This is a genomic window from Bradyrhizobium sp. CCBAU 21365, from assembly GCF_015291305.1.
Taxonomy (GTDB): domain Bacteria; phylum Pseudomonadota; class Alphaproteobacteria; order Rhizobiales; family Xanthobacteraceae; genus Bradyrhizobium; species Bradyrhizobium elkanii.
The window spans coordinates 4,870,413-4,883,329 of the sequence record NZ_CP030036.1; the positions used below are offsets into that span (position 1 = coordinate 4,870,413).

The following is a 12,917-nucleotide window of genomic DNA, read 5'->3' on the forward strand; positions in this document are numbered from 1 at the left end:
TCAACCCTTTGTCGCACCGGCGGTCAGGCCGGCAATGTAGTAGTCCATCAGGAAGGCGTAGATGATCAGCGGCGGCGCGGCGCCGAGCAGGGCGCCGGTCATGATCTGTCCCCAGTTGAAGACGTCACCCTTGATCAGGGTCGTGATGATGCCGACCGGCAGCACCAGCTGATCGGTCGATGTCGTGAACACCAGCGGATAGAGGAACTGAGCCCAGGAGACGGTGAAGGCAAAGATCGTGGCCGCGATCAGGCCGGGCAGCGCGACCGGGATGAAGATCCGGGTCAGCGTCTGGAACCAGCTCGCGCCGTCGATGATCGCGGCCTCGTCGAGCTCCTTCGGGATCGACGCGAAATAGCCGATCATGATCCAGGTGCAGAACGGCACCGTCAGCGTCGGGTAGATGAACAGCAGCACGTACCAGCGATTGACCAGCTGGATGCCGGTCCAGTCGCCGAACACGGCGAACATCTTGAACAGCGGAATGAACAGCAGGCTGTCCGGAATGAGATAGGTGAGGAACACGCCGGTCGCGAGCGTCGCCGAGCCCCAGAATTTCATCCGAGCCAGCGCAAAGGCCGCCGGCACGCTGATCAGCATCGTGATGGTGACCACGATGATCGAGACCCAGGCCGAGTTCCAGAAGAAGCGCAGGAACTGGTTCGAGGTCAGCAGCTCGATGTAGTTGCTGAGTGTCGGGTGATAGACCCACCACGGATTGGTCGCGGCCGAGATCTCGGCGCTGCTCTTCAGCGAGGTGATCAGCATGTAGATCGGCGGCGTCAGCGAGAAGATCGCGAACAGCACCAGGAAGAAATAGGACCAGCGTAGCGCCCAGGCGCGGTCGCGGCTCATGCTGCCGTACTTGACCTTGCGGGTCGGTCCGGACTTGTCGATCGTCAGCGAGCTCATCAGGCTTCGTTCCCGCGTTTGGTGATGTCGCGCAGGATGAAGATCGCCGCGACCGCGAGGATCGGCACCATGAACAGCGAAACGCTGGCGCCGAGCGGCACATCGCTGCCCTCGATGCCGACGCGGAACGCCCAGGTGGCGAAGATATGGGTGTGGTCGAGCGGCCCGCCCGCGGTCAGGATGCGCACGATGTCGAAATTGGCGAAGGTCACGATCAGCGAGAACAGCGTCGTGATCGCGATGATGTTGCGCATCATCGGCAGGGTCACGTACCAGATGCGCTGCCACCAATTGGCGCCGTCGATCGCGGCCGCCTCATAAAGCTGGTCGGGTACCGATTTCAACGCCGCCAGATACATGATCATGAAGAATGGCGCGCCGTACCAGACGTTGACCAGGATCACCGAGAAGCGCGCCCACATCGCATCGCCGGTCCACGGGATCGGCCCGATGCCGAAGAAGGAAAGCGTGTAGTTGAAGGCGCTGTAGGAGGGGTCGAACAGCCAGAGCCATGCCAGCGTGCTCATCGCCGGCGGGATCACCCACGGCACCAGCAGCATGCCGCGCCACTTGCGCTGCTTGTTGGCGGGGACGTTGTGCACGAAATGAGCGACGATGAAGCCGATCAGGGCTTTGAAGATCACCGCCGAGATCGCGAAAATGCAGGATTGCTTGACCACCAGCCAGAAGGTGTCGCGCTTGAACAGGAACTCGAAATTGCCGAACCCGACGAACTTCGTCATCGCCTTGTTCAGCGTCGCGAGGTGCAAGGAGTAGAGGGCCGGGTAGAGCACCAGGATCGCGATCAGGAGGATCAGCGGCAATGTCATCAGGAACGCGGCCATCGACTTGCGTCGCAGCGCGTTGCGCAGGCCGGCGCGCCTTCGTCCCGTCTGGGCAGCGGCTGCGCGGTTGGATTGGAATGCGACATCAACCATAACGCAGGTCCCTCGCGCGGGTTGGTTGCACAGCTCGCCGGTCCGGCGGCTGGGATGTGAAGACGGGACCTCGCGCGGCCAACATCACGGGCGGTCGCGCGAGACCTCGCTTGTCGTCAGCTTCGCATGAAGCCTTCGCACTCGCCCTCGGCCCAGGCGAGCGTCTTTTCCATGCTTTCACCCTGGTAGTATCGCAGGCACATCTTGGTCAGCGTGGCCTGGAAGTAGATCTGCTGCGCGATCTTGGGCGGCGCAGGCGAGGCCGCAATCGACAGCGTCTGGTGCTTGTAGGGGTTCGGATAGTGGTAGAGCGTCCCCTTTGGCGGCGCTTGCTCCGCCCAGACCTTCAGGGTCGTGAGCTTTTCGTAGGCCGGCAGGTCATAGCCACCGCTTGCGACCACCATCTTCTCGATCGATGCAGGTTGCGACAGGTGCATCAGCAGGCTCTTGGCCGCCTCCTTGTTCTTCGAGAACGACCAGATCGACCAGAAGAACGGCAGATAGGGCGCGAAACGTCCCTTCGGCCCCGCCGGGAACCCGTGCGTCCAGCATTGCTCCGCGACTTGCGGAGCATCGCGCTTGGCGACCGCCCACGCGCTCGGCGGATTCAGGATCATCGCGCCCTTGCCGGCGACTAGCCACTTGTTGTTGGACGCGTCGTCCCATGCCGACACATCGGGCGGCAGGAAGGCCAGCAGCTTCTTGTAGTAGTCGAGGGCCTGGCGCACCGCGTCGGTCTTGACGGTGAGGTTGCCCTTGGCATCGACCAGGTGCGCGCCGAACGACTGGAAGATCGCGCCGGCGGTGTCGACGCTGTCGCTGGTTTCGCCAAGGCCGATACCGAACGGGAATCCGGCCTTGTGACAGGCTTCAGCCGCCTTGAGGAACGTATCGAGGGTCCAGTTATCGGCTTTCGGCTCGCTTCCGACCGGATACATTTCCTGCACGTCGATGTTGGCGTGTTTCTTCATCAGGTCGATGCGCGAGCAGGGACCCTTGATCTGGCTGCCGACGCTGGCAGGAACGCCGAGCCATTTGCCGCCGGCCTGGCCGAGATATTTCACCGTGCCATTGACATCGCCGTTCAGCTTGATGAGCGGATCCATGATGTCGTTGACCGGCTCCAGCAGCTCGGCGTTGGCCTGCGGCCACCATGTCGGCATCTGGAAAATATCGTGACCGGATTTCGCCTGCGCCTCGGCGGCGATGGTGACGATGTTCTTGTTGCCCTGGCTGGTGATGTAGTCGATCTGGACCTCGACCTTCTCCTTGGCAGCCCATTCATTGACCAGCTCGGTGGACGCACTGTTCGCGCCGGGCACCCAGTGATCCCAGAAGCCCATCGAGAGCTTTCCGGCTGCATAGGCGCCACGTACGTAGGGGGCTGTAATCAGCGCGGCCGATGACAGCGCTGTCGCCGCGACGAATTCTCGGCGCGAGAGCTTCTTCCGTGACATGGCATTCCCTCCCTGGTAGCCGACGGACAAAAGACTTTTTGAATCCCGTTGTTGTTTTTGTGCGTCGCGTTTGCGCGACGTCGTGGGATTGCGTTGACACCGATCAGAACAGAATTGCCGGCATCTGTCGAGAAACGAGATGCTGATGCCAGGTAGAACTAACGTTGTGGTCAAATAGCAGGCAGTGTCGTTCGCATCATTGCGGTTGCCGGCGGTTTGGCGCGCGTCTTGCGATCATGCTGCGATGCACGCAGAGGGTGACGCAGACAAGGTCGCGGACGGTGCGCGGTTGAGCCGCAGGTTTCCGGTCAAGCCTCAGCGAACCCTGTTCCGCCATGGTGATGCCCGGCGCGGCCGATAGACTTGCCGAAGCCGGAAACGCTAAAGTCCGGATGCGTCGAACCCGACCTCGCATCAATTCCGCAATTCACCACCGATCACGGAGACCCGATCATGCTCATCCCGGTAGCGAAGCTGCGAGCGCAGTGGAGATTGTGCGCCGCAGTTGGGGCCGCCACCGTCACGTTGCTCGCAGTGCCTCATATGGTCGATGCGCAGATCGTGCAGGGCGTCGAAAAGGGTGCGCGCGAGGGCAACAAGGCCGCCGGGCCGGTGGGCGGCGTTCTCGGCGGAGCGATCGGCGGCGTTGTCGGGGTGGTAACCGGCGTAACCGGAGTATTGACCGGCAACAATGGCAATAACGCCACCGGCAGCGGCAAGAACCCGCAGGCACCTGCGGCCGGCGCCAAGGCCTCCAAGTCGGCCAAGGCTGCCGCCAAGGACAAGGGCGCGAAGCAAGCGCCGACCGTGCTGACCCAGGCCGGTGCACCGCAGCTGACCGCCGAACAGATCGTCGCCAACAGCGATGCCAACATCGAACGGATCAAGAAGGAGCTCAACCTGACGCCGGAGCAGGAGAAGAACTGGGCCGGCTTCAACAGTGCGATGCACTATCTCGGCCACAACGGCGCCGACCGACTCAACCTGCGCATCGCGCGGGCGCAGCGCGATCCGCCTGATGACATCATCGAGCAGATGCGCAACGAGGCCCAGTTCCTCAATGACCGGGCGGTCGATCAGCGCGGCGTCGCCGACGCCGCCGAGCCGCTGTTTGCCAGCCTCGACGACAAGCAGAAACAAATCTTCATCAACGAAATGGTCCGCCTGAGCCACGAACGCGGGCTCGACTGAGGAAATCGGGCCGGCCGAGTGGGGACGAATAGCCGGGCCACCATGCCCTGGGGTAGGTTAAAGGCGCAGCACCCGGCTATTCTGCCGCAGCGGCGCGGCCCGGTTAATTCGTCATTCAATGTTGAAGAAAAACGGACCGGATCACGCCCGAGTGATGGCCGAGTCAGGGCCTTGTCGGGAACCATCCACAGCGCAAGCGCGAGCGCGAACGAAGCCGTGGATGGCCGATAAAACCGGCCATCGCGATCCGGGAGCGGCGGTGCTCAGCTCTTCGTGAAGTTCAACTCCACACCGACGCCGTCTGGATCGTAGAGGAATATCTGGGTGTCGCCGGTGCGCGGCACGATCTGCTCACGGAAGGTGACGTTCTTCGACTGCAGGCGCTTGCGCACGGCCTCGACGTCGCTGGCGGCAAAGGCGATATGGTCGAGGCGCCCGGTGTCCTCATATTTCTTCTCGGTGCCGCGCACCACGATGCCGTCGCGCGGCTTGCGGGTGCCCATCAGATGGACTGTGGCCTGGCCGCCGGAATAGAGCCAGTAGCCGGGGAAATCGAGCGGCGGCCGTTCGCCGTTCTCGAGCCCGAGCACATCGCAATAGAACTCCCTGGTCTTCTCCAGATCCTGCGGCTCGATGGTGTAATGCTGTAGTCCACCCAATGGCATGGTTCTTCTCCTTGAGAAATCGGATTAAACGAAGCTGAGGTCGGCATCGACGCCCAGCATCCAGGCGCCGACCGTCTCGAAGTGACTGAAGCGGCCCTGCAATTGCTGGGTCACGGTGTGGATGTCGCGGAAGCGCCGCTCCAGCGGATGGCCGTCGAAGATCGCGGTGGCGCCGGCGGTGTTGTAGGCGAAGTCGACGGCCTCCCGCGCCTTGTGGATGGCGTGCGTGGCCGCCATCCGGATCGTCATGCGCTGTGCGACCGTGATGCTGTGGCCGGCAACCAGATCCTTCCAGATGTCGGCCATCGACTGCAGCAGGAAGGCGCGGGCGGCGCGCAGATTGACCTCGGCCTGGGCGAGGCCGGACTGCACCACGGCATTGTCCCGCAGCGTCTTCTTCATGCCGCGCGGCACCTTGTTGCGGGCGACGTCGACGAAATTGTCGAGCGCGCTGCGCGCAATGCCGCAGGCGACTCCGGCAAAGCCGATCTGGTAGCAGGTGTGGTTGCTCATCCGGTACAGCGGGCCATCCTCGCGGCACTCGCGGTCGAATTCGCGGGTGATCGAATGGTCCGCGCGGACGAAGAAGTCGTCGAGCGCGAACTGGTCGCTGGCGGTACCGCGCAATCCGACCGTGTTCCAGATGTCGGTCCATGCGACGTCCTCGGTCCGCACCAGCATGGTGCGCTCGACCTGCTCGCCATTGGCATCCCGGCGCGGCGAGCCATCCGCGGCATAGACCGGGCAGTGCGCGCCGAGCCAGGTGGCGTGCCGCCCGCCCGAGGCAAACGACCAGACCCCGGTGACGCGGTAACCCCCCTCGCACTCGATCGCCCTGACCTTCGGGCCGGGGCCCCAGGCCAGCACGGCACGCGGGTCGGCAAACACCTCCTGCGCGACCGGCAGGTCGAGATAGGCCGCCGACATCGCGCAGCCGCCGGCCTGGCTCAGGCACCACGCCGTCGAGGCATCCGCCTTGGCGATGGTCTCGATGGCATGGAAGAAGGTGACGGGATCGGTTTCGATCCCGTTGGTTGAACGCGGCAGCAGCAGGCGGAACAGCCGCGCCTCATGCAGCCGGTCGAGCAGGTCGGGCGGCAGGCGGCGCGTCGTTTCGATATCGTTGGAGGCGGCCGCCACCGCGTCCCTGATCGCCTCGGCGCGGGCGATCACGTCGCGATCACCGGTAAGGTCGGCAGAAGTCACATTCATGTTCGCCTCCCTCAGGCGCGCCGGATCGTTGCGGAGGCCGCGACGTCAGCCGTCGCGTTGAGCTCCTTGTCGATCTGCTCGATCGATTTGCCACGGGTCTCGAGCCCGAAGAACAAATAGACGGCACCCGCCATCAGGAACCAGCAGCCGAGATAGACAAAGGCGGTCGGGATCTGGGTCAGTGGCACGTCGGGCTTGAGGTAGTTGTTCGAACCGACGATCAGCGCCAGCCCGACCGGCCCGATGATCTTGCCGATGCCGCCGAAGCCATAGGCCGACCCCATCCCCGTGGTACGCAGATGCGACGGCCAGACCTCCGCCGCGTAGGGACCGACGATCGCAAAGCCGCCATCGGCGAAGAAGAACGCGGCGGCCAGCAGCAGCCAGAACGCCGACATGCCGAACAAAGTCGCGTCGTAGTGGTAGCCGGCAATGATCGTCAGCGCGCCGGCGCCGAAGCCGAGCAGGCCGCCGGCAACGCGCCGCCCCAGCAGCTCCGAGAAATAGGAGAACGAGATGCGGCCGAGGAAACCGGTGACGCTGAGCAGGATCATCATCTTGGCGGCTTCCTGCGGCGTCACCTTCAGCAGCAGCACGAACAGCGCGGGCGCCCATAGCGTGATGCCGTAGACGCCGGTCTGCGCGCCGGCATTGCCAAGCCAGGAGACGATCAGGCTGCGCGGATATTTGAACAGGTCGAACCAGCTCGTCGTAACGATCGGACCGGCGTCGGCCGCGCTCGGCAACGGCAGTTCGGAGGGCTGAACCTGTAGCGCCCAGGCCAGCGACTTGCGGGCTTCGTCATAGCGTCCTTGCCGGCACAGCCAGCGCGGCGACTCCGGGACCCAGATCCGAACCAGCAGCACCAGGACCGACGGCAGCACGCCGATCGCAAACAACAGCCGCCACTGATCGGTTCCCATGACGGCTCCCAGCACCGCGCCGAGGCCGACGCCGAGCGGGATCACGCAGGTGACGAGGCCCCCGACCCAGCCGCGCTTGTGCGAGGGCATGAACTCCTGCACCAGCGGCAGGTCGACACAATAAAGTCCGCCGACGCCGGTGCCGACGAAGAAGCGCAGAATCGCCAGATAGACCCAGCCATTGTCGGGCGTGAAATAGAGCAGGCCGGTCGCGATCGAGAAGTTCAGCACCGTACCGATGAAGACGATACGCCGCCCGACCCGGTCGGCGAGCCAGCCCCAGAGATAGGCGCCGAGGATGGCGCCGATGCCGGAGCTCATCAGCACGGTGGCCGACTGGCCGAAGGTGAGTTTCCAGGGCCCGATCAGGAATGCGAGCACGAAGCCGATCAGGAAGTAGTCGAAGAATTCCAGCGCATCGCCGATGATGGCCGCCGCAAGGATCTTGATCTGGTTGCCGGTCAGAGTCGTCCGGCGATCGAGAATCTCGAACATGGCGCGTCTCCCCATGGCGCCTGTTCATTATTGTTCGGAGCGTGCGTCGCGCCAGCGCATCGCCCATAGGCTGAGGCTATCCTCGCGCCAGCGCGAACGACAAGCCCGCGCCGACGCGGGGCTCATCTGCATTGGCGCGATAAGCGGTTCGGCTTACTGCTGCGCACAAATGGTGGTGCGAAAGCCCGATGGGGGCCGCCGGAGCCGTTGACTTCTGCAATGTCGATCGCCCACGTTTGCGTGGACGAAGCGGGGAGCAGCCGGGTGGACGAAAAGCGCAAGCATCCGCGAACCGAGGTCAATGAACCCGGCTATGTCTCGTCGGGCGGTTCGGTCATGCATTGCACGATCGTGAACATCTCGCCGGAGGGGGCGGCCATCGAGGTCGAGAATCCGGCCTTCGTCCCGCACAGATTCCGCCTGGTGATGGCCCGCGACGCCTCGGTCGTGTATGAGTGCCAAGTGATCTGGAGCAAGAAGACGCGAATTGGAGTGAGTTTCGTGGCGACCGCCTGAGCGCGGCAATCTCGATTGGGGACGCCCATGAACCAGCGTGCCAAGGGGACCCGGGTTCATTGCTGGAACAGCAGGTGATCCGCCGATGACGCCGGAACCCGCAACGATCTGCCTTGGCTGCTGGCAAAACCTGCATATGCCGATCCCGTTGCGCGGCCCCTTGTCGGCGCCGTTTCGTCTGTTCGGCGTCCGGCCGAGCCGCATGAACCCGAACACATGCACGATCTGCGAGATGGCCTTCTCGAAAATCATGAAGGCGCGCGCCGTGACCATCGACGCCACCATCCTGTTCGCCGATCTGCGCGGCTACACCACGCTGACGCAGACCATCGCGCAGGACGGGCTGACCTCGCTGCTCGACGCGTTCTACGACGACTGCGCCGCCGCGATCTGGCGCTATGACGGCATCCTCAACAAGACCATCGGCGACGCCGTGTTCGCGATCTTCAATTTCCCGGTGCGGCGCGACGATCATGCCGTGCAGGCCTTGCTCGCGGCACGCCAGATCCAGCGCAGTTTTCGCGACAGGCACGACGCGCTGGTGCGGGCGATCGGCGCCGGCGACATCGAGATCGCCATCGGAATTGTTTCCTGCGTGAATTGGCTTTCGCGTGAATTGACGCGGCGCAAAAAAGACGGCTCCAGCGTGCAACTGTGCGCCGAAGCCGTCCGGGATGGTCGTTTGCCGATTGCGAACGCCGCCTCAACGAGCGGCAGGCACGTTCGTTCCAGGCCCGCTAAAATGGTTCGGGGCCGGCGTCAGCGCCACATGCCGCGCATCCGGGCACCGATGTCGATCGGCGGCGCGCGGTTGGCCGGGGATGCTTGCGCGGCCGCGGCGCGCGGCCAGGTGGTCCGCTCGAACATCGGCAGCAGTCGTTCCGGGATGAAGCGGGTGCGCGAGGCGTACATGTGGCGGTCGCCCTTGGCGGCCTGGCCGTGAACGAAGAAGCGCTGCGGAACCAGCAGATGCAGATCGTCCTTGGCGCGGGTCATCGCGACATAGAGCAGGCGGCGCTCCTCCTCGAGTTCGGCCGACGTGCCGGCGCCGAGGTCGGAGGGCATGCAGCCGTCGACGACATTGAGCACATAGACGGATTTCCATTCCTGCCCCTTGGCGGAATGGATCGTCGACAGGATCAGATAATCCTCATCGAGCAGCGGCACGCCAGCCTGGTCGCTGGTCGCATCGGGAGGATCGAGCGTGAGTTCGGTGAGAAAACGTTCGCGTGACGGGTAGCCGGCGGCGATCTGCTCGAGCTGAATGAGATCGGCGCGGCGCACCTCGCTGTCCTCGTGGATGCGATCGAGATGCGGTTCGTACCAGAGGCGGGCGCGTTCGATGTCGACGGGCCATTCCGAGTAGCGGAGGTTCTCGATGGCCTCCACGAACAGCCGCCAGTCCGCACCGGCGCGGGGCGGAGCGGGCAGCGCGACGAGCGCAGCAATCGGATCGGCGGCCTCGGTCATGCGGTCGAGAACCCGCTGCGCCGAGGCCGGGCCGACGCCGGGCAACAGATGCAGGATGCGAAAACCTGCAACCCGGTCGCGTGGATTGGCGGCGAAGCGCAGCAGCGCCAGCATGTCCTTGACATGCGCGGCGTCGAGGAATTTGAGGCCGCCGAATTTCACGAACGGAATGTTGCGGCGGGTCAGTTCGACCTCCAGCGGCCCGCTGTGCGAGGAGGTGCGGAACAGCGCCGCCTGGTGCTTCAGCAGGGTGCCTTCCTCGCGATTGGCCAGCACCTGCTCGACGATGCAACGGGCCTGATCGGCCTCGTCGCGGATCGTGACGAGCAGCGGCTTGCGCGTCGAGGTCCGGTCGGTCCACAGGTTCTTGGTGAAGCGTTCCTTGGCGAGCGAGATCACGCCATTGGCGGCCGACAGGATCGGCTGCGTCGAGCGATAGTTGCGGTCGAGCGTGACGATCTCGGCGGCCGGGCTGAACTGGGCCGGGAAGTCGAGGATGTTGCGCACGGTGGCGGCGCGGAACGAATAGATCGACTGCGCGTCGTCGCCGACCACGGTGAGCCCGCGTCCTGTGGGCTTGAGTGCGAGCAGGATCGAGGACTGCAGGCGGTTGGTGTCCTGATATTCGTCGACCATCACATGGTCGAAGCGGCCGCCGATCTCCTCGGCCAGCGCGGCGTCCGTCACCATCTGCGCCCAGTAGAGCAGGAGGTCGTCGTAATCGAGCACGTTCTGCCGCTGCTTGGCTTCGACATAGGCGCAGAACAGCTGCTTCAATTCACTGGCCCAGCCGGAGCACCACGGGAAGAACTGGCCGAGCACGGCTTCGATCGGCATCTCCGCGTTCACGCAGCGCGAATAGATCGCAAGGCAGGTGCCCTTGGTGGGGAACCGGCTTTCGGTGCGGGAGAAACCGAGGTCGTGGCGGACCAGATTGATCAGGTCGGCGGAATCCTCACGGTCATGGATCGTGAAGGCCGGGTCGAGGCCGATACGTTCGGCGAATTCGCGCAGCAGCCGCGCGCCGATGCCGTGGAACGTGCCGGCCCAGCTCAGCGCATCGGTCATGACCGAGGCGCGATCGCCGAGCACGCGGCGCGCAATGCGCTCGACGCGGCCGGCCATCTCGGCGGCGGCGCGCCGCGAAAAGGTCATCAACAGGATACGGCGCGGATCGGCGCCGGCGACGATCAGATGCGCGACGCGATGGGCGAGCGTGTTGGTCTTGCCGGACCCCGCGCCCGCGATCACCAACAGCGGCGCGCCGACGATGCAATCCTTGCCGACCCCGTGCTCGACAGCACGGCGCTGCTCGGCATTGAGCGCATCGAGATAGGCTGTGTTGGCAAGATCAGTCACGAATCACCCCCACGAAACGCTAACAGACATTGCGATTCATGGGGGCCGACGCACCGAGGCGGATGCAGAGAAATTAGATTGACATTAGCGCAGCGCGGCGCACAACCCCGCCATGGGTGACGTATCCAAATCCGACACGCCGCTGAAGGCGACGTTCAAGGTGCGGCTGAACGGCGAGACGGTGACGCTCGCGACCGTCGGCCAGGCCTATCGCTTCATCAGCAATCTCAGCGCCGTCGAATGGATGGAGTTCCGCTCGCTGCATGACGAGGCGCTGGTTGCGCTCGAGAGAGCGGCCGGGAACGCCATGCTGACGGTGCAAGCGACCAACGCGTTGCGGATGCTGTTCGTCCGCGCGAAATTGCTTTGAAAAGAAATGGGCCGCCCTGGTGTTCCCTTGGCCCTCCAAGGCGGCCCGAGAGTACGGCTGAAGTGCATTGCGCGCCCGGCCGTCGCGTGTACCGCCGTTACCTTGTTTGCGGCCATAACGAACAGGGCCTTACGCAACATCAGTCGATTCGGCTGTAGCCGCCGCACCACAATCAGGAGCCAACGTCGTCGACCAGGCGGTCGTACACGAGCGCGGACCGGAGGTTCATGGTTGCGATCTTCAGATAACCCGGCTCGCGCATGGCGTTGTTGAACATCATGATCGCCGTCTTCCAGTAGCCGCGCTCACGCTGATCCAGGTTCAGCGCGGACAGGTAGTCCGCAGCGTCGCCAACCGTCGCGAGCGTTCGCCCGTCCTTCAGCGTAATCGGGAACGCAAGCGGCGACCGCTTCTCCAGCTCCAGCACGTCAGGCTCCCCCAGGACCAAGCAGCAATAGGACAACGCAGCAATAACAGGAACAGACCTAGCTGCGCCGCTATATCAAAGCCTTAAGGGGACGTCCGGCCCGGTTGGGGCGGACGGTTCAGAAAGAATCCGCCAGCGCGATCTCCGCCTTCAGCGCATCGATGCGCCGTTCGGCTTCCTCGGACGTCAGGTCGCGCGCGTACTGGTTCGGCTGATAGGCCTCCTCGGCAAGGCTCCTCAAGCGCAGCGCCTGGGCACGGGTCATCAGCCCGCCAAGGCGCTCCGCAACCCCACCATATCTTACCGCTGCCACGCTCATTGCTTGCCTCGTTTGCTGGATCGTGACTTGACAATATGTTCTATTTTTGTTCTAAAACGCCATGGACAACAAAATCAATGAAATTCGGCGTAAGATCAGCACATTGCGAGCTGAGATGACCCTGATCGAGGCGTCGATCCGGGATCAGGTCAACCGCGACCTCGATTGCAGTGAAGCGTCGTACCGGCTGATGGCGATGCGAGCCGAAGTGGCCGAGCTCATCGTCCGGTGGAAGGCCGCCGGCGGCGGCGAGCGTCTCCCCACGGTACGCGAGCGGCTCAGCCGGAGCTTCGAGGATCGCGCCGGTGCGAAGGTCAAGGTGGACAAGGCGAAGAAGCCCGGGGCCAGTCACAGCAACGCTCGGGTGTGATCGGGCCGTTCGACCAAAGAAGGGAGCCTCGAACACCGGCTCAGGCCCAAATCAGGTTTCAAGGCTGGAACCCGAGCCGCAGGATCTGCATTTTCTTGTGGTGAGAGCCAACACGATAGCATCGCCCAGCGCCATGATCGCCGATCCGACCGCGCCACCGCGGGCATCGATGAATGACGATCGCAGTCCGCTGCTGACGCTGATCTCCTGCATCAGCTGCATCAGGACGATGCGGCTCGAGAGCAGCCATCCGGGTAGTGAGGGCAGGGATATCCTTCAGTACCGCTGCGAGC

The 12,917-nt window shown here is 64.0% G+C and carries 14 protein-coding genes; 4 read left to right on the top strand and 10 right to left on the bottom strand.

All coding sequences use genetic code 11. The annotated features are described in order from the left end of the window. The 3 genes from XI02_RS22340 to XI02_RS22350 all read right to left on the bottom strand — a co-directional run bounded on the left by XI02_RS22340 (position 1) and on the right by XI02_RS22350 (position 3,307). Complete coding sequence (locus tag XI02_RS22340; protein ID WP_016847559.1) at positions 1-912, bottom strand: carbohydrate ABC transporter permease; 912 nt, start codon at positions 910-912, stop codon at positions 1-3. Then, positions 912-1,850, bottom strand: a complete 939-nt coding sequence (locus tag XI02_RS22345; protein ID WP_016847560.1) for a carbohydrate ABC transporter permease — start codon at positions 1,848-1,850, stop codon at positions 912-914. The genes XI02_RS22340 and XI02_RS22345 overlap by 1 nt, the downstream gene beginning before the upstream one ends. 116 nt (positions 1,851-1,966) lie before the next feature. Next, the gene (locus tag XI02_RS22350; RefSeq protein ID WP_172647975.1) at positions 1,967-3,307 is read right to left on the bottom strand and encodes an ABC transporter substrate-binding protein; all 1,341 of its coding nucleotides are present in this window, start codon (positions 3,305-3,307) and stop codon (positions 1,967-1,969) included. 453 nt (positions 3,308-3,760) lie between these two features. Here XI02_RS22350 and XI02_RS22355 point away from each other — a divergent pair, with 453 nt between their 5' ends. Continuing rightward, positions 3,761-4,498, top strand: a complete 738-nt coding sequence (locus XI02_RS22355) for a Spy/CpxP family protein refolding chaperone (protein ID WP_026192763.1) — start codon at positions 3,761-3,763, stop codon at positions 4,496-4,498. A gap of 263 nt (positions 4,499-4,761) precedes the next feature. On the opposite strand, the gene XI02_RS22360 is transcribed toward XI02_RS22355, so the two are convergent. The 3 genes from XI02_RS22360 to XI02_RS22370 are packed head-to-tail and all read right to left on the bottom strand — an operon-like array spanning position 4,762 to position 7,793. After that, positions 4,762-5,163 carry a VOC family protein gene (locus tag XI02_RS22360; RefSeq protein ID WP_172647974.1) on the bottom strand — a complete coding sequence of 134 codons (402 nt, stop codon included), beginning with the start codon at positions 5,161-5,163 and terminating at the stop codon, positions 4,762-4,764. A gap of 24 nt (positions 5,164-5,187) precedes the next feature. Continuing rightward, positions 5,188-6,375 carry an acyl-CoA dehydrogenase family protein gene (locus XI02_RS22365; RefSeq protein ID WP_050999611.1) on the bottom strand — a complete coding sequence of 396 codons (1,188 nt, stop codon included), beginning with the start codon at positions 6,373-6,375 and terminating at the stop codon, positions 5,188-5,190. Positions 6,376-6,386: 11 nt separating this feature from the next. After that, positions 6,387-7,793 (bottom strand): MFS transporter, encoded by a 1,407-nt coding sequence (locus XI02_RS22370; protein ID WP_038380898.1) that lies wholly within the window; start codon positions 7,791-7,793, stop codon positions 6,387-6,389. A gap of 219 nt (positions 7,794-8,012) precedes the next feature. On the opposite strand from XI02_RS22370, the gene XI02_RS22375 reads away from it, so the two are divergent. After that, entirely contained in the window at positions 8,013-8,309 is a 297-nt protein-coding gene (locus tag XI02_RS22375; protein WP_210291394.1) for a PilZ domain-containing protein, read from the top strand. Positions 8,310-9,068: 759 nt separating this feature from the next. Here XI02_RS22375 and XI02_RS22385 read toward each other — a convergent pair. After that, the gene (locus XI02_RS22385) at positions 9,069-11,138 is read right to left on the bottom strand and encodes an ATP-dependent helicase (RefSeq protein WP_172647973.1); all 2,070 of its coding nucleotides are present in this window, start codon (positions 11,136-11,138) and stop codon (positions 9,069-9,071) included. Between the two features lie 112 nt (positions 11,139-11,250). On the opposite strand from XI02_RS22385, the gene XI02_RS22390 reads away from it, so the two are divergent. Continuing rightward, positions 11,251-11,508: a hypothetical protein gene (locus tag XI02_RS22390; protein WP_018271640.1), complete on the top strand. Its 258-nt coding sequence runs from the start codon at positions 11,251-11,253 to the stop codon at positions 11,506-11,508. A gap of 172 nt (positions 11,509-11,680) precedes the next feature. On the opposite strand, the gene XI02_RS22395 is transcribed toward XI02_RS22390, so the two are convergent. Both XI02_RS22395 and XI02_RS22400 read right to left on the bottom strand, forming a co-directional pair. Further along, the gene (locus XI02_RS22395) at positions 11,681-11,935 is read right to left on the bottom strand and encodes a hypothetical protein (protein ID WP_016845793.1); all 255 of its coding nucleotides are present in this window, start codon (positions 11,933-11,935) and stop codon (positions 11,681-11,683) included. A gap of 118 nt (positions 11,936-12,053) precedes the next feature. Continuing rightward, positions 12,054-12,254 carry a DUF3072 domain-containing protein gene (locus XI02_RS22400; RefSeq protein ID WP_026192767.1) on the bottom strand — a complete coding sequence of 67 codons (201 nt, stop codon included), beginning with the start codon at positions 12,252-12,254 and terminating at the stop codon, positions 12,054-12,056. A 61-nt stretch (positions 12,255-12,315) separates the two neighbouring features. On the opposite strand from XI02_RS22400, the gene XI02_RS22405 reads away from it, so the two are divergent. Then, positions 12,316-12,624, top strand: coding sequence for a hypothetical protein (locus XI02_RS22405; RefSeq protein WP_018271641.1), 309 nt, complete (start codon positions 12,316-12,318; stop codon positions 12,622-12,624). Between the two features lie 51 nt (positions 12,625-12,675). Here the strand turns inward: XI02_RS22405 and XI02_RS22410 are convergent, their stop codons facing one another. After that, on the bottom strand, positions 12,676-12,846 hold the full coding sequence (locus XI02_RS22410; RefSeq protein ID WP_155262249.1) for a hypothetical protein: 171 nt from the start codon (positions 12,844-12,846) through the stop codon (positions 12,676-12,678). Positions 12,847-12,917 lie beyond the last annotated feature (71 nt).

Coding starts and splice junctions, on each gene's coding strand:
- XI02_RS22340 (WP_016847559.1), bottom strand. CDS start 912: ATGAGCTCGCTGACGATCGACAAGTCCGGACCGACCCGCAAGGTCAAG.
- XI02_RS22345 (WP_016847560.1), bottom strand. CDS start 1,850: ATGGTTGATGTCGCATTCCAATCCAACCGCGCAGCCGCTGCCCAGACG.
- XI02_RS22350 (WP_172647975.1), bottom strand. CDS start 3,307: ATGTCACGGAAGAAGCTCTCGCGCCGAGAATTCGTCGCGGCGACAGCG.
- XI02_RS22355 (WP_026192763.1), top strand. CDS start 3,761: ATGCTCATCCCGGTAGCGAAGCTGCGAGCGCAGTGGAGATTGTGCGCC.
- XI02_RS22360 (WP_172647974.1), bottom strand. CDS start 5,163: ATGCCATTGGGTGGACTACAGCATTACACCATCGAGCCGCAGGATCTG.
- XI02_RS22365 (WP_050999611.1), bottom strand. CDS start 6,375: ATGAATGTGACTTCTGCCGACCTTACCGGTGATCGCGACGTGATCGCC.
- XI02_RS22370 (WP_038380898.1), bottom strand. CDS start 7,793: ATGTTCGAGATTCTCGATCGCCGGACGACTCTGACCGGCAACCAGATC.
- XI02_RS22375 (WP_210291394.1), top strand. CDS start 8,013: ATGTCGATCGCCCACGTTTGCGTGGACGAAGCGGGGAGCAGCCGGGTG.
- XI02_RS22390 (WP_018271640.1), top strand. CDS start 11,251: ATGGGTGACGTATCCAAATCCGACACGCCGCTGAAGGCGACGTTCAAG.
- XI02_RS22400 (WP_026192767.1), bottom strand. CDS start 12,254: ATGAGCGTGGCAGCGGTAAGATATGGTGGGGTTGCGGAGCGCCTTGGC.
- XI02_RS22405 (WP_018271641.1), top strand. CDS start 12,316: ATGGACAACAAAATCAATGAAATTCGGCGTAAGATCAGCACATTGCGA.
- XI02_RS22410 (WP_155262249.1), bottom strand. CDS start 12,846: ATGCAGCTGATGCAGGAGATCAGCGTCAGCAGCGGACTGCGATCGTCA.